Annotated in this window: 16 protein-coding genes and 2 tRNA genes; 11 read left to right on the forward strand and 7 right to left on the reverse strand. The window is 51.3% G+C overall.

The genetic code is table 11. The annotated features are described in order from the left end of the window. Nucleotides 1–287 precede the first annotated feature (287 nt). A complete protein-coding gene (locus LDL70_RS06195) occupies nucleotides 288–2,849 on the forward strand; it encodes an autotransporter outer membrane beta-barrel domain-containing protein (RefSeq protein ID WP_225687801.1) in 2,562 nt (853 codons plus the stop codon). Between the two features lie 124 nt (nucleotides 2,850–2,973). On the opposite strand, the gene LDL70_RS06200 is transcribed toward LDL70_RS06195, so the two are convergent. From LDL70_RS06200 to LDL70_RS06210, 3 genes are all read right to left on the reverse strand, one after another. Beyond that, nucleotides 2,974–3,049 (reverse strand) — tRNA-Lys (locus tag LDL70_RS06200). A 215-nt stretch (nucleotides 3,050–3,264) separates the two neighbouring features. Beyond that, nucleotides 3,265–3,340: transfer RNA gene (locus LDL70_RS06205), tRNA-Lys, on the reverse strand. 103 nt (nucleotides 3,341–3,443) lie between these two features. Further along, a complete protein-coding gene (locus tag LDL70_RS06210) occupies nucleotides 3,444–3,689 on the reverse strand; it encodes a hypothetical protein (RefSeq protein ID WP_225687803.1) in 246 nt (81 codons plus the stop codon). A gap of 122 nt (nucleotides 3,690–3,811) precedes the next feature. Between LDL70_RS06210 and LDL70_RS06215 the strand changes: the two genes are divergently transcribed. The 4 genes from LDL70_RS06215 (at nucleotide 3,812) to aac(6')-Ian (ending at nucleotide 8,717) form a co-directional block, all read left to right on the forward strand. Beyond that, complete coding sequence (locus LDL70_RS06215; RefSeq protein ID WP_225687805.1) at nucleotides 3,812–4,558, forward strand: cytochrome c biogenesis CcdA family protein; 747 nt, start codon at nucleotides 3,812–3,814, stop codon at nucleotides 4,556–4,558. A 206-nt stretch (nucleotides 4,559–4,764) separates the two neighbouring features. Then, nucleotides 4,765–6,126, forward strand: a complete 1,362-nt coding sequence (gene glmU, locus LDL70_RS06220; protein WP_225687807.1) for a bifunctional UDP-N-acetylglucosamine diphosphorylase/glucosamine-1-phosphate N-acetyltransferase GlmU — start codon at nucleotides 4,765–4,767, stop codon at nucleotides 6,124–6,126. Nucleotides 6,127–6,233: 107 nt separating this feature from the next. Continuing rightward, complete coding sequence (gene glmS / locus LDL70_RS06225) at nucleotides 6,234–8,057, forward strand: glutamine--fructose-6-phosphate transaminase (isomerizing) (RefSeq protein ID WP_225687808.1); 1,824 nt, start codon at nucleotides 6,234–6,236, stop codon at nucleotides 8,055–8,057. Nucleotides 8,058–8,144: 87 nt separating this feature from the next. After that, nucleotides 8,145–8,717 carry an aminoglycoside N-acetyltransferase AAC(6')-Ian gene (gene aac(6')-Ian / locus LDL70_RS06230; RefSeq protein WP_225687810.1) on the forward strand — a complete coding sequence of 191 codons (573 nt, stop codon included), beginning with the start codon at nucleotides 8,145–8,147 and terminating at the stop codon, nucleotides 8,715–8,717. Here the strand turns inward: aac(6')-Ian and recG are convergent. Then, a complete protein-coding gene (gene recG / locus LDL70_RS06235; protein ID WP_225687812.1) occupies nucleotides 8,669–10,801 on the reverse strand; it encodes an ATP-dependent DNA helicase RecG in 2,133 nt (710 codons plus the stop codon). The genes aac(6')-Ian and recG overlap by 49 nt on opposite strands. Before the next feature lie 110 nt (nucleotides 10,802–10,911). On the opposite strand from recG, the gene LDL70_RS06240 reads away from it, so the two are divergent. Genes LDL70_RS06240 through LDL70_RS06250 form a run of 3 tightly spaced genes read left to right on the forward strand, consistent with a single transcriptional unit; the run spans nucleotide 10,912 to nucleotide 15,588 of the window. Continuing rightward, a complete protein-coding gene (locus LDL70_RS06240; protein WP_116088034.1) occupies nucleotides 10,912–11,214 on the forward strand; it encodes a succinate dehydrogenase assembly factor 2 in 303 nt (100 codons plus the stop codon). 41 nt (nucleotides 11,215–11,255) lie between these two features. Continuing rightward, on the forward strand, nucleotides 11,256–14,753 hold the full coding sequence (mfd, locus tag LDL70_RS06245) for a transcription-repair coupling factor (protein WP_225687814.1): 3,498 nt from the start codon (nucleotides 11,256–11,258) through the stop codon (nucleotides 14,751–14,753). Between the two features lie 22 nt (nucleotides 14,754–14,775). Beyond that, nucleotides 14,776–15,588, forward strand: coding sequence for an alpha/beta fold hydrolase (locus LDL70_RS06250; protein ID WP_225687816.1), 813 nt, complete (start codon nucleotides 14,776–14,778; stop codon nucleotides 15,586–15,588). On the opposite strand, the gene LDL70_RS06255 is transcribed toward LDL70_RS06250, so the two are convergent. The 3 genes from LDL70_RS06255 to LDL70_RS06265 form a co-directional block, all read right to left on the reverse strand. After that, nucleotides 15,585–16,400: a class I SAM-dependent methyltransferase gene (locus LDL70_RS06255; RefSeq protein WP_225687818.1), complete on the reverse strand. Its 816-nt coding sequence runs from the start codon at nucleotides 16,398–16,400 to the stop codon at nucleotides 15,585–15,587. The genes LDL70_RS06250 and LDL70_RS06255 overlap by 4 nt on opposite strands. A gap of 91 nt (nucleotides 16,401–16,491) precedes the next feature. Then, nucleotides 16,492–17,166: a DsbA family oxidoreductase gene (locus LDL70_RS06260; protein ID WP_022712334.1), complete on the reverse strand. Its 675-nt coding sequence runs from the start codon at nucleotides 17,164–17,166 to the stop codon at nucleotides 16,492–16,494. Nucleotides 17,167–17,197: 31 nt separating this feature from the next. After that, a complete protein-coding gene (locus LDL70_RS06265; protein ID WP_370637812.1) occupies nucleotides 17,198–18,934 on the reverse strand; it encodes an extracellular solute-binding protein in 1,737 nt (578 codons plus the stop codon). Between the two features lie 701 nt (nucleotides 18,935–19,635). Here LDL70_RS06265 and LDL70_RS06270 point away from each other — a divergent pair. The 3 genes from LDL70_RS06270 to LDL70_RS06280 all read left to right on the forward strand — a co-directional run bounded on the left by LDL70_RS06270 (nucleotide 19,636) and on the right by LDL70_RS06280 (nucleotide 21,486). Further along, nucleotides 19,636–20,253 (forward strand): invasion associated locus B family protein, encoded by a 618-nt coding sequence (locus tag LDL70_RS06270; RefSeq protein ID WP_075655347.1) that lies wholly within the window; start codon nucleotides 19,636–19,638, stop codon nucleotides 20,251–20,253. A 132-nt stretch (nucleotides 20,254–20,385) separates the two neighbouring features. Beyond that, nucleotides 20,386–20,817, forward strand: coding sequence for a GNAT family N-acetyltransferase (locus LDL70_RS06275; RefSeq protein ID WP_370637781.1), 432 nt, complete (start codon nucleotides 20,386–20,388; stop codon nucleotides 20,815–20,817). 114 nt (nucleotides 20,818–20,931) lie between these two features. Next, nucleotides 20,932–21,486, forward strand: a complete 555-nt coding sequence (locus LDL70_RS06280) for an isochorismatase family protein (RefSeq protein ID WP_225687822.1) — start codon at nucleotides 20,932–20,934, stop codon at nucleotides 21,484–21,486. Nucleotides 21,487–21,488 lie beyond the last annotated feature (2 nt).

Genomic DNA, 21,488 nt, shown 5'->3' on the forward strand with positions numbered 1-21,488 from the left:
ATACATCTTCAGGAAATATCGGTTTTCTCATTTACAGTCAGAGACTTAATCGTGTTTTGACAATTGAGAATGATTTCACAACGACGGTTAAGGGAGCTGTAGGTATCTCAGTTTATGGTACGTCTCCTGATTTTACCTCAACATTTGACGCCGCCGGTAAAACAATTAATTTAACAATTGAAAATACTGATGCAAACTCTGCAGCGCCTGCCGGTGATAATATTGCCAAGAATGGTGTCGGGGTGACGCATGGTGGTACCGTGAGAATCGGTACATTGAATTTAAAAATGTTGAATTTGCCAAGCCGTGGGTTTTTTGAACATTATGGTGTGGTGGCCGGATCGACAAATAATGCCGGTGAAACATCCGCATTTAATGGTATGCGCTCAAGCGCGCTTTTTGATAATCTTGATATAAAAATGCAATCCGGACCGTATATTTTTGGCTACCCTCTTTTAGTCGGTATTCGTGCTATACAGGGTGCGCATCAGCAAAGCGGAAACGGATCTGCAGGATATGTGGAAGTAAAAGGTAATCTGGCAATCGATATTGATGCGGCATCAAATGATGCTATCGGTATTTATGTATCAGGTTCAGAGCAAAACCGCAGGGTTCCGGAAGTCAGGCTAAACAACAGCAATATTAAAATTAAGAGTACATCCGGTCGTGCCAATGCAATCCGTCTGGGTAAAACTGCTAATGTTGGCACAGGTGAAGGCCGCCTGACCTCACTTGGTCACATGGAAATTGATACAACGGCTGCCGCCAACAGTTCCGCCATCGCTGTTATCTGGCAAGGGGCTGTTTTGGACGCCAATACCGATACTTCAAGTACGACCATTAAAGCAGGCCGTGAAGCCATTAGTATCAGTGGTAATTTCAACCAATCCAATGCACAGACCGACACGATGTTTAATAATCTTGTTGCGTCTACAACTTCAACAACGGCGAACCTTGTTGAAGTTGCAAGTAATCAGCAAAGTTATTTTCTGACTGTGCGTGGCACGGATAGTTTGCTGACAGCTGCCAGTGGCGGATATCTGCTTAATGTCGGCGGAACTGCTCTTGCCCCAAGTATGACCACATTCAATTTTTCAGAAGGTACAATGCTTGGCTTGACCAATAAGGCAGCTGTATCAACTTTGAATCTGAATCTCGATAAGAAGGCAAAATGGGTTTTGCAGGAGAAAGCCGGTTCTGCGCCTTCAACGACGGCTGTATTCACCAAGCTGGATCTTAAAAATGCTTCCGAAGTTGTAGCTTACGGATCAGGCGGCGCTCCCGCTGCTTTTACATTGCAGGGAGACATCAACAGCATTGGCGGTATTCTCAACCTGTCGGATGGTAAAACCGGCGATCAGCTGATTTTGCAGGGGCAATATATGGGCTCACAGGGGGCTGTTGCCCATCTGGATACATTCCTTGGCGCCAGCGGCTCAGCTTCTGATATGATTGTGAATGATGGTGGTGCAATTTCCGGACAGACTTTGCTGCGTATTAAAAATACAGGGACTGATCCTGATGGGGCAGATACTGAGCCGGGGCATGGCATTAAACTTGTAAATTCCTTGAATGGTGGCACAACAACAGCTGATGCTTTTATGCTTGATGCAAGTGCAGCCAATGCCTATCAGTTTAATGGCAAGACTGTTGTTGGTGCCGGTGCCTATGCCTATTCCTTATATAAAGGCCCAAATACCAAATCCTCCTCCGTAGCTGATGACTATTCAGACAGTGAGATTGCGGATGACTGGTATTTACGTTCTCAGCTCGACAAGAAAGATCCAGTCGATCCGGTAGATCCAGTCGATCCGCAGTTTACACAAGGTGTGCCTGTCTATGAGGCTTATCCGCAGGTTCTGTTGGCTCTGAACGGCCTTCCGACCCTGCAGCAGCGCGTTGGCAATCGTTACTGGAGCAATGCCGGTAATATTATGATTGAGCAGGGCGCGGACGTGATCGGTACTCCGGCTGTTCCAGCGGCTGAAGCCGGAAGTTTTACCGAACGTAATGGCATCTGGGGACGGATTGAAGGCCAGCACCTGAAATCCAAGCCGGCCGTCACCACATCAGGCACGCAATATGATGCTGACATCTTTAAAATGCAGGCCGGTCTTGATGGCGTTTTAACAGAGACTGACAATGGTCTGCTGATTGGCGGTATCACAGTTCATTATGGTCATGCATCGGCGGATACCCGTTCTGAACATGGTCTTGGTAAGATATCGACAGACGGTTATGGTTTTGGCGGCACGCTGACCTGGTATGGAAATAACGGTTTCTATATCGATACACAGGCACAGGCAACTTGGTATGACAGTGATCTGAGCACGAGAGGCGGAAGTGCTGTCTCTCTCGTCGATGGTAATAACGGCTTTGGTTATGCTTTATCTGCCGAAACCGGTAAACGGATTACGCTGAATGACCGCTGGTCGGTTACACCTCAGGCACAGCTCGCTTATTCCAATGTCGATTTTGATAATTTTACCGATCAATATAGTGGTGCTGTTTCCCTTCATAAGGGCGACAGTCTTCAGGGTCGTATCGGTATTTCCGCAGATTATCAGAACTCCTGGTACAATGATAAAGGCATGATAAACCGTTCTTATGTCTACGGTATTGCCAATCTGTATTATGATTTCCTCGATGGCTCAGCAGTTGACGTATCGTCTGTGCGTTTTGCCAGCCGCAATGACCGTTTCTGGGGCGGAATTGGACTGGGTGGCAGCTATAATTGGGATAATGATAAATATTCCATCTATGGCGAGGGGGCGGTAAATACCAGTCTCAATAATTTCGGAGACAGCTACGCCTATAAAGGAACCATCGGACTTCGCGTTAAATGGTAACAAGTTTGAAGATCTTTTAAAAACATTGAAAGCCCTGGAGACATCCGGGGCTTTTTTCATTCAGCAAGCATTTGATAATGCGAAGCGATTTAAGAAAATATCTGTAAGCTATTTGAGAGGAAAGTGGTGAGCGCGCACGGGTTCGAACCGTGGACCTACTGATTAAAAGTCAGTTGCTCTACCGGCTGAGCTACGCGCTCTTGCAATTTCTGAGACATGAAGTCTCTGTCAGGAGCATCTCGGTAATGCTCTGCAAGTGGGGCGATACATAAGGCGATTTGGTGCCATCGTCAACACTAAAATCAGTGTTTAAATTCAAAATCTTAAGTTTATACACAAGACAGGTACAAAGACAGATTTAATGCGCAGACAAACAAGCTGTTCAAATTTAAGAGGATTTTATAAGGGGAGAAAGTGGTGAGCGCGCACGGGTTCGAACCGTGGACCTACTGATTAAAAGTCAGTTGCTCTACCGGCTGAGCTACGCGCTCTTGCAATTTCTGAGACAAGAAGTCTCTGTCAGGAGCATCTCGGTAATGCTCTGCAAGTGCGGCGATACATAGGTGCCGATATCGCTATCGTCAACACCAAAAATCATTGTTTTTGAAGTGTGAGCGGATTTTTTGAAGTTTTTTCCGGTTTTTCCCCATGTTGAGGTGCGGAAAGCGCGCTCATATCATGCATATTTGATGATTTTTGTGTTCGGAAGAAAAATACAGAGGGGCGATTCATGTCTCCGAATGAGATTCTTTTAAAGAATGATTCCGGCAAGCCATTGTTTGCATGGCTGATTCCTGAAAATTTACCGATATTCGCACCTGCAGTTCCTATCCGGAACATTTCTGGCTATAAGACCCGCACGACTATAAGCAGCACCATGCCCGTGAGCTCGCACTGAATCAGCGGAGCAAGGCTGGTGGTTGCTGAAAGTCACGGATTTCGTAATTTGACAGGGAAATAATATGGCAATCGACATTTCTTATCTGACAGCTGTTGGTGCCGGTGCCTTATCTTTTCTCTCTCCCTGTGTTCTGCCGCTCGTGCCGCCTTATCTCTGTTATATGGCCGGTGTGAGTGTGGATGATTTCCGCAATGGCGGAGAGGCCTCGCAGGCCACACGCAACCGCATCCGGTTGCTGGTAACGTCATTTGCATTTGTTCTCGGCTTTACCACCGTATTTGTGGCGCTTGGTGCCGGTGCATCGTCAATCGGTCACTTTCTGCGTCAATGGCAGCAGGAAATGGCGATTGCCGCCGGTCTTGTTATTATTGTGATGGGGTTGAATTTTCTCGGACTGATCCGCATTCCGTTGCTGTCACGGGAAGCACGTTTTCAGGCAAATTCCGCACCGGCTACACCTTTGGGTGCCTATATTATGGGGCTGGCCTTCGCATTCGGCTGGACACCATGTATCGGGCCGGTCTTGGGGCCGATCCTGACACTTGCTGGTTCCAAAGCTTCTGTGCTGGATGGTGCATCGCTGCTGGCTGTTTATTCGCTGGGGCTGGGCATTCCGTTTATGCTGGCGGCGCTGTTCTCCGGCCGTTTCATGCGGTTCCTGTCACGTTTCCGCGTGCATATGGGCAAGGTCGAAAAAGTAATGGGTGTTTTGCTGGTGCTTGCCGGTATCCTGTTCCTCACCGGCGGTATGGAAGCTTTTGCTTTCTGGCTGCTTGAGACATTCCCTGTGCTGGGTAAGCTCGGCTAATCACGATACGTACCGGCTGTTTCTGAAAAGTGACCGGCACAACCATAAATCCTGAACAGGAAACTGTTTAAAAACAGAATAATACCGCGATTCATGCAAAATCATCGGCACCTTGCTTGTTTTGTGTAAATGAATCTATACGTTTTGCCTTTAAAGTGGTTCTGATAATTCAGACCTCTTTGCCAGTTATGAAACACGGAATTAATATGGCTTCCAGATCCTGCCTGACTATCATCCTCGCTGCCGGTGAGGGTACCCGCATGAAGTCTTCCATGTCCAAAGTACTGCATGAGATTGCCGGCCTGCCGCTGGTGGGGCATGTGGTTAAGGCCGTGCAGGGCGTGGATGATGGGGCTGACCTGGCCGTTGTTGTCGGTCGCGGCGCGGCTGATGTGCAGAAGGCTGTTGGCAAAATCAGCGATAAAGCGCGTTTCTACGAGCAGACCGAGCGTCTTGGTACTGCCCATGCGGTTCTGGCTGCGCGTGAAGCTCTGGCGGAATCGCATAATGATGTGCTGGTCGTGTTTGGTGACACACCGCTGATCGAAGAGACCTCTTTGCGCGCTGCCCGTAACAAGCTGGCGGAAGGCGCGGATATTGTGGTGATGGGCTTCCGTCCGGAAAACCCGACCGGCTATGGCCGTCTGGTTGAAGAAAATGGCAAGCTGATTGCCATCGTTGAAGAAAAAGACGCGACGGACGAGCAACGTAAAATCACATTCTGCAACGGCGGATTGATGGCGCTGAACGGCAAGCATGCGCTGCAGCTGATCTCTGCCGTGAAGAACGATAATTCCAAAGGCGAATATTATCTCACCGATGTGGTGAAGCTGGCACATGCGCAGGGGCTGAATGTTATTGCCATTGATGTACCGGTTGAGAATGTCATTGGCATCAATAATCGTGCAGAACTGGCCGAGGCTGAAGCTCTGTGGCAGGCACGCAAGCGCCGTGATGTAATGCTATCCGGCGTGACGCTGATTGCACCTGAAACGGTTTTCTTTGCGCATGATACGCTGATTGAGGCCGATGTGCTGATTGAGCCGAATGTGTTCTTCGGCCCTAAAGTGACCGTTGAGTGCGGTGCGGTGATTCACGCATTCTCCCATATCGAAGGGGCGCATATTGGCGCCAATACCAGCGTAGGGCCGTTTGCGCGTCTGCGTCCGGGTGCAAAACTGGCCGAAAAAGCCAAAGTCGGCAATTTCTGCGAAGTTAAAAATGCGGATATCGGTGCCGGCGCCAAGGTCAATCATCTGTCCTATATCGGCGATGCGACCGTAGGTGAGGAAACCAATATTGGTGCGGGTGTCATTACCTGCAATTATGACGGCTATAACAAGTTCAAAACCACGATTGGCAGCAATGCTTTTGTCGGTTCCAACTCTGCTCTGGTTGCGCCGCTGACAATTGGTAACGGTGTTTATGTGGCTTCCGGCAGTGTGATTACCGATGAAGTGCCTGAAAATGCACTGGCTCTCGGCCGCGCCCGTCAGGTTAATAAAGAAGGCCGTGCAGAGGTTTTGCGCGAAAAATATAAAGCCATTAAGGCAAGCAAAAACAAATAATTATCATAAAATCATCATTTTTAAATTTAAAGTGATGATAGGAATTGTGTGGTCTTAAGGCCTATAGGTCAGACCTTAAAACAAAGACGCAACAGGAACAGACACTCATGTGCGGAATTATTGGTATTGTCGGTAAAAAGCCGGTCGCAATGCGGCTTGTGGATGCGCTGAAGCGTCTTGAATATCGCGGTTATGATTCAGCCGGTATTGCGACTCTGGTAGATAATCAGATTGCCCGCAGCCGTGCGGAAGGCAAGCTGGTTAATCTGGAAAACCGTTTGGCGGCAGAACCGCTGAGCGGCACAATCGGTATCGGTCACACACGCTGGGCAACCCACGGTGCGCCGACAGAACGCAATGCGCATCCGCATGCCACTGAGCAGGTTGCGATTGTGCATAACGGTATTATCGAAAATTTTGCTGAACTGCGTACAGAGCTGGAAGCTGAAGGCGTTAAGTTCCAGAGCGATACGGATACGGAAACTGTAGCGCAGCTGGTCGCCCGCAATATCCGCTCCGGCGATGCGCCTGTTGAAGCCGTACGCAATGTGCTTAGCCGTCTGCGCGGTGCTTTTGCACTGGCTTTCCTGTTCACCGGCGAAAATGAAATGCTGGTCGCAGCACGCCGCGGTTCGCCACTGGCAATCGGCTATGGTGAAGGGGAAATGTTCCTCGGCTCCGATGCGATCGCGCTGGCACCGTTCACCGATAAGGTGACTTATCTCGAAGATGGTGACTGGGCAGTTCTGACCCGTGACAGCGTTGCCATCTATGATGAAGGCAACAATGCAGTCAGCCGCGTTGTTCAGCAGTCGGCCAGTGGCGCTTATGTTGTCAATAAAGGCAATTATAAGCACTTCATGGAAAAGGAAATCTACGAGCAGCCGGAAGTGATTTCCCGCACATTGGCGCATTATCTGGATTTCGCATCCTCGTCGATCCGCACCGATGTCAATGATATCGACTGGTCGAAGATCAACCGTATGGCTGTTTCCGCCTGCGGTACTGCTTATTACGCAGCAACAATCGGCAAATACTGGCTGGAACGCTATGCGCGTCTGCCGGTAGAAATCGATATTGCATCGGAATTCCGCTATCGCGAAATGCCGCTTTCAACCGATACGCTGGCACTGTTTGTGTCGCAGTCCGGTGAAACTGCCGATACGCTGGCCTCGCTGCGCTATTGCCGCTCACAGGGACTGCCTATTGCCGCTGTGGTCAATGTGCGCGAATCCACCATTGCCCGCGAGTCCGATATTGTTCTGCCGACACTGGCAGGGCCGGAAATCGGCGTGGCATCGACCAAGGCTTTCACCTGTCAGCTTTCGGTTCTGGCCTCGCTGGCACTATCCGCTGCCAAGGCACGCGGCACGATTACACCGGAAGAAGAGAAGCAGCTGGTCAGCGAGCTGGGCAATCTCTCTGGCGTGCTGCATGAAGCGCTGAAACTGGCACCAAAGGTCGAAGCGATCTGCCGTGATCTGATGAATGTCAAAGATGTGCTTTATCTCGGTCGCGGTACTTCCTATCCGCTGGCTCTTGAAGGCGCGCTGAAGCTCAAGGAAATCTCCTATATTCACGCAGAAGGCTATGCAGCCGGTGAGCTGAAGCACGGACCGATTGCCCTGATTGATGAAACCATGCCGGTGATTGTGATTGCACCATTTGATCGTCTCTATGAAAAGACCGTGTCGAATATGCAGGAAGTGGCAGCCCGTGGCGGCCGCATCATTCTGATCACTGACAAGGAAGGTGCAAAACACGCCAATGTGGATGCCCATTCCGTGCTGATTATGCCGGATGTGCCGGAATTCATTTCGCCTCTGGTTTATGCGCTGCCGATCCAGATGCTGGCTTATTACACTGCCGTCTTCATGGGGACAGACGTGGATCAGCCGCGCAATCTGGCGAAATCCGTGACTGTTGAATAAGCTTTCAGCAATTTGTTTTTTTAAAGCCCGCTTGTCTCAGATAAGCGGGCTTTTTATTTATAGATCATAAGCAGCGGGAGGATGGTTATGCTGGTGCAGCAAGGCAGATTGGCAATCCGTGATTTGCAGAAAAGCGATGCACCGCTGATGCTGCGCTGGCTGCAGGATGAACGTGTACTGGAATTTTATGAAGGGCGCGACAAGCACTTCGACCTGCAAACGATCATCGAAGTTTTTATTGAAAATCAGGGCGAGACAACTCCATGTCTGGTATTGCTGGATGATAAGCCGCTCGGTTATGTGCAGTTCTACCCGCTGGATAGCGAAGATAAACAGGCGCTGGAGCTACCGGTTGAGGACGTGATCTACGGGCTGGATCAGTTTATCGGCGAGCCGGATTTCTGGGGGCTGGGACTTGGCGCACAGCTTGTCGCAATGATGCGGGATTATCTCATAACAGAAAAGGCGGCACAGCGCCTTGTGCTCGACCCGCAAAGCCGTAACTTGCGTGCTATTGCCTGCTATGAAAAATGCGGCTTTGAAAAACTCCGCCTGCTGCCCGCCCATGAAATGTATGAGGGGCAGATGCAGGATTGCTGGCTGATGCAGTATTATCCCGCACGCAGCAGTCTGATCGCTTCATCACGGCCGAAAATATAGAGCAGCAGACGCAGCGCCTGACCGCGCTCAGATTGCAAATCAATATCGCGCTCCAGCATCAGACGGGCATCTTTACGGGCGATCTCCAGAAGATCAGTATGTGCTTCCATCGAGGCGAGCTTAAAGCCCGGCGTGCCGGACTGGCGGGTGCCGAGCAGCTCACCTTCACCACGCAGTTTCAGGTCTTCTTCGGCAATGCGGAAACCGTCTTCTGTCTCGCGCATCACCTGCAAACGTGCTTTGGCAATTTCCCCCAGCGGGCCTTTATAGAGCAGCAGACAAGTGGATGGCTTATCACCACGTCCGACACGACCGCGTAGCTGATGCAATTGCGACAGGCCGAAACGCTCGGCATGTTCAATCACAATCACGGTGGCATCCGGCACGTCCACACCAACCTCAATCACCGTTGTGGCAATCAGCAGGCTTGTATCACCGCGCTTGAAAGCCAGCATGGCATCGTCTTTTTCCTGTCCGGTCATGCGGCCATGAATGAGGCCAAGCTTGTCGCCAAATACCGGCAGAAAGGACTGAAAGCGTTCTTCGGCAGAGGTCAGCTCAACATGTTCTGATTCTTCCACCAGCGGGCAGATCCAGTAGATTTTCTGTCCCTCGGAAATTGCCTTACGCATCCGGCCAACAATTTCACTCAACCGCTCACTCGGCACAATTGCGGTGGTGATCGGCTGGCGGCCTGCCGGTTTCTCAGTGAGTTTGGAAACATCCATATCGCCAAAAGCGGTCAGAACCAGCGTGCGCGGTATCGGTGTGGCGGTCATCACCAGCATATCCGGCGCAGTACCCTTGGCGGTGAGTTGCAGACGCTGATGCACGCCAAAACGGTGCTGCTCATCAATGATTACAAACACCAGATCATGATATTCAACTTTATCCTGAAACAGTGCATGGGTGCCGATGATGATATGAATTGTACTATCAGCCAGTTCGTCGAGAATACGCTGGCGTTCTTTGCCTTTTTCACGCCCTGTCAGCAGCGCAGTTTTCAATCCGGCTTTTTCAGCCAGCGGCGCAATGGTGGCAAAATGCTGTCGCGCCAGCACTTCAGTCGGTGCCATCAGAGCCGATTGCCCGCCGGATTCTGCCGCATGTGCCATGGACAATAGACCGACCACGGTTTTACCCGCACCGACATCACCTTGCAGCAGACGCAACATCCGCTCCGGCTGTTTGAGATCGCCGATAATATCTTTAACCGCCTGTTCCTGACCTTTCGTCAGGCTATAGGGCAGATTGGCCAATATCTGTGCGGTGATTTTGCCTGTACCATTGAGCGGACGACCGGAGAGGCGTTTGGTCTTGGCGCGCACCAGTGCCAGTGCCATTTGTCCGGCGAGAAATTCATCATAGGCGAGGCGGCGGCGCGAAGGACTTTCTTGCGCAATATCTTCCGGTTCTTCCGGCAAATGCAGATGATGCAAAGCTTGCGAGAAAGACGGAAAGCCTTCCCGCTGCATCAGCGTTTTATCCTGCCATTCCGGCAGATCAGGAATGCGTGTCAGCGCATCGCGCATCGCGCGTGCCAGTGTTTTGGGTGAAAGACCGGCAGTCAGCGGATAGACGGGCTCGATCAGCGGCAGATCATCGCTGCCGTCAATCGGCGCAATATGATCGGGATGCACCATCGAGGCGCGACCGTTGAACCATTCCACCTTGCCGGAGACGATGACTTTCTCTCCAAGAGGCAGGCTCTTTTCCAGCCACGGGCGCTGAGCACGGAAGAAAACCAGTGTTACTTCGCCCGTATCATCATGGGCATAAATGCGATGGGGCACGGAGCCGCGCATAAAGGCGCCTGATTTGGCAGTGGAGGGTGAGAACTGATATTCATCAACCGTCACTTCCAGCGTGACCACAGCACCTACCTCGGCAAAAGCCACACCCGGACGGTTGCGCCGGTCGATCACACTGTTTGGTGGTAAGAACAGCAATTGTCCCACACGCGGCTCAAGCATCGTCGCGCTTTCCGCGCCGAGCAGTTTCAGCAGCAGAGCAGAGACTTTAGGTCCGATGCCGGTAAGGGTGCGGACGGATGCAAACAGGGGATCAAGCAGACTTGGACGCATGAAAGCAAACTTACTTAGATCTTATTAACTTGCAAGCTGACATCGCGCTCATCCCGCGTTATATGGCTGGTAACATTATTGAATGCACAGACGTTAATCCGGAGAGTGATATGAGCACAGGCAGTAAATTATCGGGCACCGAGGCAGGTGCACAGCTGGATCCGCGTCGTCGCAAACTGCTGTTCCGCTCATGGCACCGCGGTATGAAGGAAATGGATCTGATCTTCGGTCAATATGCGGACATGCATATTGCAACCATGGATGAAGATACATTGAATGAGTTTGAGCGCCTGCTCGAAGTGCTCGACCGCGATCTGTTCAAATGGATTACCGGCGAAGACAAAACACCGGAAGCTTTTGACACGGTTTTGTTCCGTGATCTTATTTTGTTCCGCGATAAAATCGACTATTGATCTTATAAATCAGAAGTTCGTACACATAGCAGAGTCATCCTATGCCCGTATTTTCCAAACTTGGTCTGAAACCGGTACTCGTCAATCATGTGCTGATTGACGGTGTGGCCGATGGTTATGAAGCCTTTGTGCTGGCCAAGATTCTGGAAGAGGCGGGCGATAAAGGGCCGGTGCTGTTCATCGCGCGTGACGGACAGCGCGTGGCGGATATTGAGCAGGTGATAGGTTTCATCATGCCGGAATTGCCGGTATTGCATATTCCTGCATGGGACTGTCTGCCCTATGACCGCGTTTCCCCCGGTGCAACAGTCTCGGCGAGACGTCTGAATGCGCTGAGCCAACTGAGCGCCCTGCGGGAGCAGAAACATCCGGCGCTGATTATTGCCACAGCCAATGCGGTGTTGCAGAAGCTGCCGCCACGCGCTGTGTTGGCTGAGCAGAGTTTCTCCGCACGGCCGGGCAACCGCGTGAATATGGATGAATTGACCCAGCGCCTTGAGCGCAACGGCTTTGAACGCGTGCCGACAGTGCGCGATGTCGGTGAATTTGCAGTCCGTGGTGGTATTCTCGATCTGTTCGTGCCGGGTGCGGAAGAGCCGCTGCGTCTGGACTTCTTCGGTGATACGCTGGAAAGCATCCGTGCGTTCGATCCGGCTTCGCAGCGCACCACCGAGACGCGGAAGGAGTTCACACTCCAGCCGATGAGCGAGATTACGCTCTCACCGGATATGATCAGCCGCTTCCGCAAGAATTATATCGCTGCCTTTGGTGCGCCGTCACGCGATGATGCGCTTTATGCTGCGATTTCGGAAGGTCGTCGCTTTGCCGGTATGGAGCACTGGCTGCCGCTGTTCTACGACGAGATGGAAACGCTGTTCGATCACACAGGCGCAATGCCTGTTGTATTCGATCATCTGGTGCCGGAAGCCATTGCCGAGCGTCACAAGCTGGTGCTTGATCATTATGACGCCCGCCAGAAACAGGCCGAGGGCAAAGAAGCAGCAGATGCTATTCCCTATAAGCCGGTTGCGCCAAGCCAGCTCTATATGTCGCTGCGTAAGGTGGAAGAGGCGGCAGAGGCCAATGGCAAGCGCTATGACCTCACGCCTTTTGAAGCGCCGGAAGCCAGCGGACGACATATTATCCATGCGGATGCCCATAAAGGCCGCAGCTTTGCCGAGGAACGCGCCGCTAAAGACGTCAATCTCTTTGAGGCGGTAACCAAATATATCGCTGAACTGCGGGCTAGCGGTAAAAAGATTATGGTCGCCGCATGGACGGAAGGCTCGCTTGACCGTCTGTTACAGGTGCTGGACGAACATGGTCTGGAAAAAATCGAGACGGTTAAAGACCTGCGCACTGTCAAAGCTCTGTCGCGCGATAAGATCACTGCGACTGTGCTGGCGGTAGAAAGCGGTTTTGATGCCGGTGATCTGGTTGTAGTGGCCGAGCAGGATATTCTCGGTGACCGTCTGATCCGCCGCACCAAAAAGCGCAAACGCGATGCGGATTTCATCTCTGAGGCCGGTAGTCTGACTGCTGGCGATATCGTGGTGCATGTCGATCATGGTATCGGTAAGTTTGTCGGCTTGCGTACAATCACCGCTGCCGGTGCGCCGCATGATTGCCTTGAACTGCATTATGCCGGTGACGACCGCCTGTTTCTGCCCGTTGAAAATATCGAACTGTTGTCGCGCTATGGCTCGGAAGGCTCAAGCGCTGTTCTGGATAAGCTTGGCGGCGGCGCATGGCAGGCGCGTAAAGCCAAGCTCAAGAAGCAGCTGCTGGAAATGGCCGGACAGCTCATCCGCATTGCTGCAGAACGCGCTATGCGTGGTGCGCCGGTTCTGAATCCGCCGGATGGTCTTTATGGTGAGTTTGCTGCGCGCTTCCCTTATGACGAGACAGAAGACCAGCAGCGCGCTATTGACGCGATCTTTGATGACTTAAGCGATGGCAAACCAATGGATCGTCTGGTTTGCGGTGATGTTGGCTTCGGTAAAACCGAAGTTGCGCTGCGTGCGGCCTTTGTGGCAGCTTTGAACGGTTATCAGGTGGCTGTTGTTGTGCCGACCACACTGCTGTCACGCCAGCATTTCAAAACCTTCTCCACGCGCTTTAACGGTCTGCCGATCAATGTTGCCCACGCCTCACGTCTTGTCGGAGCCAAAGAACTGGCACTGACCAAAAAGGGCGTTGAAGAAGGCACGGTGGATATTGTTGTCGGCACTCATGCGCTGCTTGGCAATTCGATCAAGTTCAAAAATCTTGGCCTGCTGATTATCGACGAAGAACAGCATTTCGGCGTGAAGCATAAAGAACGCCTCAAAGACCTGAAATCCGATATTCACGTGCTGACACTCACCGCAACGCCGATCCCGCGTACCTTGCAGTTGGCACTGACCGGTGTACGTGAATTGTCGCTGATTACCACGCCGCCGGTTGACCGTATGGCGGTGCGTACCTTCATTTCACCTTTTGATGCGCTGGTCATCCGCGAAACCCTGATGCGCGAGCGCTATCGCGGCGGTCAGAGCTTCTATGTCTGCCCGCGTATTTCCGACCTTGCGGAGATCAAAGAATTCCTCGACCAGCATGTACCGGAGCTGAAAGTTGCTGTCGCCTATGGCCAGATGGCGGCCGGTGAGCTGGAAGACATTATGAACGCCTTCTATGACGGGCAATATGATGTGCTGCTCTCCACAACCATCGTGGAATCCGGTCTGGATATCCCGACTGCCAATACCATGATCGTGCATCGTGCGGATATGTTTGGTCTGGCACAGCTTTATCAGTTGCGTGGCCGCGTTGGCCGTTCCAAGCAACGTGCATTCGCGCTGTTTACGCTGCCTGCGGGCAAAACGCTAACCCAGACTGCTGAGCGTCGCCTTAAAGTGCTGCAATCGCTGGATACTTTGGGCGCTGGTTTCCAGCTTGCGAGTCACGATATGGATATTCGCGGTGCGGGTAACCTGCTGGGTGATGAGCAGTCCGGCCATATCAAGGAAGTCGGTTTCGAGCTTTACCAGCAGATGCTGGAAGAGGCGGTTGCCGAGCTGAAATCCGAAGGTCCTGTGATTGACAGCCATTGGTCGCCACAAATTGCAGTTGGCACGGCTGTAATGATACCGGAAACTTATGTGCCGGATCTGCAATTGCGTCTGGGGCTTTATCGCCGTCTGGCCGATCTGGAAACAACGCAGGAAATCGACGGTTTTGGTGCCGAGCTGATCGACCGTTTTGGCCCGCTGCCGGAAGAAGTGCAGCACCTGCTCAAGATCGTGTTCATCAAGGCGCTGTGCCGTAAGGCCAATGTTGAGAAACTGGATGCGGGACCGAAGGGCATTGTTATTCAGTTCCGTGAGAAGACCTTCCCGAATCCGGCAGGTCTGGTGCAGATGATTGCGGCACAGGGCTCGCTGGCGAAAATCCGGCCGGATCAGAGCATTGTGTTTATCCGCGATTATCCGACCGCTGAAAAACGCTTGACCGGTTCAGCTGTAATCATGACGCAGCTGGCAAACATTGCGGGTGAATGAGCAAAAAACAGGGGGGAATAGAATGCAAAAACAGCTGGTTGAAACCAGACATGGCCGCCTTGAGGTCATGACAAGCGCAGGTAAGGGCGCACCGGTTTTGTTTATTCACGGCAATTCTGCGTGCAAGGAAGTGTTTCACAAGCAGTTTGAATCCTCTCTGGCGCATGATTTCCGGCTGATCGCTTTTGATTTGCCGGGGCATGGCGCTTCTAATGATGCCGCTGATCCGCAAAAGTCCTATACATTGCATGGCTATGCGCAGGCCGCAGCCGATGTGCTAAAAGCGCTGGATGTATCATCGGCAGCCGTGTTCGGCTGGTCGCTCGGCGGGCATATCGGTCTGGAAATGATTGCGCAGCAGGCACCGGTTAACCGGTTGATGATTACCGGCACGCCGCCTTTTACTAAAGATGCGGATGCGGTAGGTCAGGCTTTTGTGCCGAGTGAAGCGTTGAAATATGGTGGTCAGCGTGATCTGGACGATGCAGAGGCACAATCCTATGCGCGCCATGTGGTGCATTCGGATAAACCGACACCGGCTTTTATGGTGGATGCCGTGCGCAGAACTGACGGACTGACACGCCAGACAATGTTCGAAAATATTCTGGCGGAGAATATTGCCGACCAGCAGCATATGGCTGAGAACTGCCCTGTACCGCTGGCTATCCTCAATGGTGCTGAGGATCATTTCATCAATAACGCGCATATCGCATCGCTGAATTATAAGAACCTCTGGGAAGAGACGATTTTCCTGCTGCCACAGGTCGGCCATGCGGCTTTTCTGGAAAAGCCGCAGCTGTTTAACCGCATATTGGAACGCTTCCTGCGCGGCTAATTTTGTGGTTTGCGCAGGCGCACAATCCATGCAATCGGCGTAACACGCGTATCGGCTACAACATCTTCTCGTGCAGCCAGTTCTTCCGAGGCCATTGGTTCAACACTGGCCTCGAGAACAAAACCTGCAGCGTTGATCATGCCGATCCATTCGCTCAAAGTACGGTGGAAGCGCGGAATATTGAACGGTTTATGCTGCTCGCGCTCAGTTTGCGGAACGCTTGAAAACAACCATGTCTCAAGACTGCCGTCAATATTCTCAAAATAATCTGCAACCAAAACCGCGGTTACTTTACCATTCTCATCACGAATATTCTTACGAAACGGCGGCACAAAACACGGATGCAGAATGGTGAACTGGAAGAAACCCTGCGGTTTAAGAATGCGGAATACTTCTTTCAGTACATCGCCTTGTTGCGGCATATCCATCATCGACATGAAGGCGCTGGCGAAGTCAAATTGTGCATCATCGAATGACAGGTGCAGGGCATCCGCCGTCAGATAACGGATACCAAGCGGCTCGTTTTCTTCATATTCGGAAGCATGGTGCACAAAGGTCGGCGCAATATCAATGCCGGTCATTTTCGCACCGGCGCGTGCCAGAGCGCGCGTATTGGCACCTTCACCGCAGCCGACATCTAATCCGTTCAAGCCTTTGATATCCGGCAGCATTTCCAGAAAAGCCGGTGTGTGCAGCGCATCGCGGTAAATATCATAACCGGCGCGGACAAGCTTCGTCCATGTCGCAGCATTGGCCTCCCAATTTTCTGATACTGAGCGTTTCAATGCATCATTTGTGGACTGATCTGCCATAGAGCACCTTTATAATGGAAGGAAAGACGAAAAAGGCTCCTTGGTGAGCACCAAAGAGCCTTAGAATAGTATTGTTGCAGTGGTTTAAAGATCAGCGATCTTCGCTCAGACCCGGCTCATAACCTTCCGCAATCTGACGGATAGCATCAGCCATGGCTTCGGCGCTCTGTGCACCCATGACCGCATATTTCTGATCGAGAATGAAGCATGGCACACCGGTCACGCCCATCTGTCCGGCAACGGCGATTTCCGCACGAACATTGTCGCTGTCCGTGTCACCTTCGAGCAGGGTTTCGATGATGGTATATTCCATACCGGCATCTTCTGCGGCTTCGATGAGGATTTCATGGCTGCCGATATTTTCGCCCTGTTCAAAATAGAGTGAGAACAATTCGCCGACAACGCGATCCTGTACTTCCGCGCTGACTTCACCCGCCCAGCGGATCAGGCGATGAGCATCCAGCGTATTTGGTGCCACTTCAATCGCATCAAAGTCGAACTCGATGCCTTCTTCTTTGCCGATGGCGATCAGCTGGTCATGCACTTCATTCACGCGGCTCTGGGAGCCGAGCTTTTCAACCAGATAGCGTTTGCGCTCTTTGCCTTCAGCCGGAAGTGTCGGGTCGAGCTGAAACGGACGCCAGCGCACTTCAACATTCAGTTCCGGCAACATTTCAAGGGCGGCTTTCAGGCGCTGACGGCCCAGAAAGCACCACGGGCAGACGACATCGGAAATAACATCGATTGTGATTTGTTTATTAGTCATGAAATTACCTGTCATCATTTGCCAGTTATTATTAGTCCACAGAGGTGGATTCAGTCCACCATGTAGGGAATTGATAGCCGTAAAGCGAGGTTTTTTGTGGAATTTTTATCCGTTCCCACCGTGCAACCTGCTGTTTCGGCAAATAATAGAGTGGCAGATAATAGCTGCCGGAAATCAGTAACCGGTCAAAGGCGCGCACTGCATCGGTAAAAGCAGGGCGGTCTTTTGCGGCAAGCATGGCTTCAATCATCGCATCAATAGCCGGATCCTGCGCACCCGGATAGTTGAAACTGCCGGATGCATCACGGGAGCCGGAACCCCAGCGCATCCATTGTTCATTGCCGGGTGAGAGCGAGGCTGTCAGCGCACCGATAATCATATCATAATCGAAATTCTGCAAGCGCTGCTGATATTGTGCATCATCAGCACTGCGGATTTCCGCAACAATACCAAGTCGTGCCAGATTGCGCTTATAGGCCAATGCCAGCTTTTCCTCATCGACCGAGCGGGTCATGATTTCAAAGCTCAGGCGGGTGCCTTCCGGTGTGTGCGCTACACCGTTTTCAAAAGTAAAGCCTGCCTGCTCCAGAAGATCATAGGCTTTTTTGGCAGGCGCACGGTCATGACCGCTGCCGTTGGTTGTGGTTGGGCGCCATGTGCCGTCCATTGTTTCCGGCAGAATCTTATCCTGATAGGGCGCGAGTAACTGCTTTTCACCTTCACTCGCCGGACGACCGACGGATGACAATTCCGAACCCTGCCAGAAACTCGCCATACGGTCATATTGACCGGAGAACAGTGAGCGGTTTGCCCATTCAAAATCAAAGAGTTCGGAAAGCGCACGTCGGACTTTGACATCGGCAAATTTCTCGCGCCGCGTATTGAAGACAAAGCCGAGCATATTGGCCGGTGTGCCTTTGACAAAAGTGTCCTTAATGACTTTTCCCTGTTTTACCGCAGGGAAATCATAGGCTTTGCTCCAGTGGTTAGGTGAACCGTCAACATAAACATCAACGATTCCCTTCTTGAAAGCCTCGAAATAGGAGGTTTCATTGCGGAAATATTCGATGGTGATGGTGTCGAAATTGCTGAAGCCGCTGCGGCTTGGCAGGTCTTTTGCCCAGTAATCAGGATTGCGCTGATAGGTAATACGCTCACCAGGTTTAACTGTCTTAACAATATAAGGGCCGCTGGCGATCGGTGGCTTCAGTGAAGCTTTGCCGAAAGTTTCCGGATCAACCGCATGTTTCGGCAGCACCGGCATAGTGCTGGCCAGCAGTAACGGGAATTCCCTGTCAGCCTTGTCATTAAAGGTAAAACGGATGCCACGTTCACCGGTTTTCTCGATTTTGGCAATGCGGTTCATACGGGCATTATAGGGCGGGCGGCCTTTTTCCGTCAGGATTTCATAGGTGAATATCACATCTTCCGGTGTCACCGGCTTGCCGTCAGACCATTTTGCCTGTTCGTTCAGCGTAAATTCAATAAAACTGCGCGCATCATCCGTTTCAACACGTTCTGCCAGCAGGCCGTAAAGCGTGAAAGGCTCATTGGCAGAACGCTGCATCAGCGTTTCAAACATCAGATTGCCGAAATCCGCATCATTGAACATGCCGCGCGCTGTGGTGCGCATGCTTTGCAGAACAAACGGGTTCAGACTGTCGAATGTGCCGACGACACCATAGGTGATATTTCCGCCTTTAGGTGCTGCCGGATTGGTATAAGGGAAATGTTTGAAATCGGCTGGCAGCGCAATGTCACCATGCATGGACAATGCGTAGGATGGCACGCTGTCTTGTGCGGTAGCTACAGTCTGCGCCTGTGCTGTATCATGAGTAAAGGGCAGGCCGGTTGTGCCAAATGCGATTGCCAGAACGGAGGTTCCCAGCATGGCAAGCAGATGACGCCTGTTGATGATGCGCGGGAAGGGCTGGAACGGCTGTGTCATTGGTCAATCACTATCCGGTAAAATTATAAGAATGCTCTGATTTGTCAGAATTTTGCGTGTTTTTGATTAATTTTGAGAATGTTTGAGGATTATACCGTTCCGGTACCATATTTGATTCGTATCAGATGCACTGTATAAACCGCTTTTTTAGCGGGAATATGCAACAAGCCACAGAATTGTAATATGAAATATTGACCGGCCGGTTTTCGTTTTCTGATAAGTCAGGCGGGAAATGCGTTGTTTTTATAGCGCAAATCGACGTTAAAAAACTATGGTTAATAAAACGGCACTGGATAATGCGTTACAGTCAGTGTAACACCGCAAATAACGCAGGGTCACGCTGTTGCCGTATTTTATCCGCAGTCATGGTTGCGAAAATTCGGTTCACTTGCTGATCCGCAAGGGGAAAATGTTGTCTTGCCAGTCTCGATGATAATTCCCGTAAAAAATACAGGCTGTTTATTTCTCTGAAACAGCATAGCCAGAATTCAGATCAGAGTGTTGAAAGGAACCTGTTGATCATGACCAGCACGAAGACATTCGCTGCCGCATCCGCAATTGCCGGCGCCGTTGCCCTGCTTGCAACCGCGACCCTTCCGGCCACAGCTCAACAGCTGCCGCCGCAGGGATGGTTCAAGGTCTGCTCGAAGCAGGAAGATAATGATATTTGCAATACACAGAATATCGTGACTGCAGATTCCGGTCAGCTGCTGACCGCGATCAACCTGATCGAAATCAAAGGCAAGATTAATCGTAAGATTTTTCAGGTTTCCGTTCCGACCGGTCGTCTGATCCCTGCCGGTATCGGCATGCAGATTGATGCGAACAAAACCACTAAGGTTGAATACGGTATCTGCTTCCCGGATCGCTGCATTGCAGAAGCTCCGCTGACAGATGAAATGGTCAATGCGCTGAAAAAAGGCGGCAAACTGACCCTTACATCCGTAAACTTCCAGAATAAGCCAAATCCGATCACTGTTCAGCTCACCGGTTTCTCCGATGCTCTGAATGGCAAGGGTCTGCAGCAGAACGAACTTGAACAGCGCCAGAAAGAACTTCAGGACGCAGTTCAGAAGCGCCAGAAAGAATTTGAAGCCAAGATGAAAGCAGAACAGGAAAAGGCGAAAGCCGGTAACTGATCTGGAACATCCGGAAACAGATTTTAAAGGGCGCCTCTGGCGCCCTTTTTTATTGGAGGAAAAATGACAAGACCTGAACTGACAACGCAACGTTTGAAACTACGGATATATGCACCGCAGGACGCTGCTGAAATGTACAGCCATATCACACCGACGCTTACCCGTTTTATGGCGTGGGAACCACCTGCATCCTATGAGGAGTTTCTGGAGAACAAACCTCTTTGGGAAGAGCGTTTCCTGAAAGGGACGGATTATCATTTCGTTGCCAGAGATATCCAAAGCGGGCGTTATATCGGTATTGTCGGTGTGCATCGGGCAACAACGAGCACACCCGAGTTTGGCGTTTGGATGTGTGAGGACGTACACGGGCAGGGCTTCGGTAAAGAGGCTGTCACTGCTGTGTTCGGTTGGGCAAAGGAAGCCTTACAGGCAGATTATTTTGTTTATCCGGTGGCTGAAGAAAATCGGGCTAGCCGCAAGATTGCCGAAACTCTGGGCGGTAAGCTTGTCTCCTCGGAGCAGAAGCCGAAATATATGGCTGTGACCTATCACATTCCGGCTTAAAAAAGTTCATGATAATAATGGCCGGATATGTCCGGTCATTGTCCTGATACTGACTTTTTCATTATGTTTTGGCGCGGTAATTTCTGTTATACCACTTTACAGGAGTTACCTAAAATGTCCGCCAATGATACTGCTCTGATCGTTATTGATGTTCAGGAATCTTTTCGCCAGCGCCCCGTATGGCAGGATGATATCGCCCGTCCTTTTATCCGGAATGTGCAGGCGCTGATTGATGGTGCCACAAAGCGCAAGATTCCGGTTGTGCAGATTTTGCACACGGATAATGATGATGTGTTTCAGCTGGAAAGCGGTTTTGTGCGCACATTGGAAGGTCTGGAGATTGAGCCAACCGTACAGTTCTACAAGAAACGTCATTCTGCTCTGGTGGAAAGCGGGCTGAATATCTGGCTGACGGAGCGCGGTATTCGCAAGCTGATTATCTGCGGCATCAGAACCGAACAATGTTGTGAAACGACAACGCGCCATGCATCCGATCTGGGCTATCAGGTTGATTATATAACGGAAGCCACGCTGACTTTTCCGATGCAGCATCCTTCAGGGCAGGTCTTCTCCGTTGAGGATATCAAAATGCGCACGGAGCTGGTTCTGGCAGGACGTTTTTCGCGCATTGCTACGGTTGAAAAAGCGCTTCAGGCTGCCTCACTATAAGG

Origin of the sequence: Pseudochrobactrum sp. XF203, assembly GCF_020341615.1 — a bacterium.
Classification (GTDB): Bacteria; Pseudomonadota; Alphaproteobacteria; order Rhizobiales; family Rhizobiaceae; genus Pseudochrobactrum; species Pseudochrobactrum saccharolyticum.

Coding starts and splice junctions, on each gene's coding strand:
- LDL70_RS06195 (WP_225687801.1), top strand. CDS start 288: ATGTTGAATTTGCCAAGCCGTGGGTTTTTTGAACATTATGGTGTGGTG.
- LDL70_RS06210 (WP_225687803.1), bottom strand. CDS start 3,689: ATGTTCCGGATAGGAACTGCAGGTGCGAATATCGGTAAATTTTCAGGA.
- LDL70_RS06215 (WP_225687805.1), top strand. CDS start 3,812: ATGGCAATCGACATTTCTTATCTGACAGCTGTTGGTGCCGGTGCCTTA.
- glmU (WP_225687807.1), top strand. CDS start 4,765: ATGGCTTCCAGATCCTGCCTGACTATCATCCTCGCTGCCGGTGAGGGT.
- glmS (WP_225687808.1), top strand. CDS start 6,234: ATGTGCGGAATTATTGGTATTGTCGGTAAAAAGCCGGTCGCAATGCGG.
- recG (WP_225687812.1), bottom strand. CDS start 10,801: ATGCGTCCAAGTCTGCTTGATCCCCTGTTTGCATCCGTCCGCACCCTT.
- LDL70_RS06240 (WP_116088034.1), top strand. CDS start 10,912: ATGAGCACAGGCAGTAAATTATCGGGCACCGAGGCAGGTGCACAGCTG.
- mfd (WP_225687814.1), top strand. CDS start 11,256: ATGCCCGTATTTTCCAAACTTGGTCTGAAACCGGTACTCGTCAATCAT.
- LDL70_RS06250 (WP_225687816.1), top strand. CDS start 14,776: ATGCAAAAACAGCTGGTTGAAACCAGACATGGCCGCCTTGAGGTCATG.
- LDL70_RS06255 (WP_225687818.1), bottom strand. CDS start 16,400: ATGGCAGATCAGTCCACAAATGATGCATTGAAACGCTCAGTATCAGAA.
- LDL70_RS06260 (WP_022712334.1), bottom strand. CDS start 17,166: ATGACTAATAAACAAATCACAATCGATGTTATTTCCGATGTCGTCTGC.
- LDL70_RS06265 (WP_370637812.1), bottom strand. CDS start 18,934: ATGCATGGTGACATTGCGCTGCCAGCCGATTTCAAACATTTCCCTTAT.
- LDL70_RS06270 (WP_075655347.1), top strand. CDS start 19,636: ATGACCAGCACGAAGACATTCGCTGCCGCATCCGCAATTGCCGGCGCC.
- LDL70_RS06275 (WP_370637781.1), top strand. CDS start 20,386: ATGTACAGCCATATCACACCGACGCTTACCCGTTTTATGGCGTGGGAA.
- LDL70_RS06280 (WP_225687822.1), top strand. CDS start 20,932: ATGTCCGCCAATGATACTGCTCTGATCGTTATTGATGTTCAGGAATCT.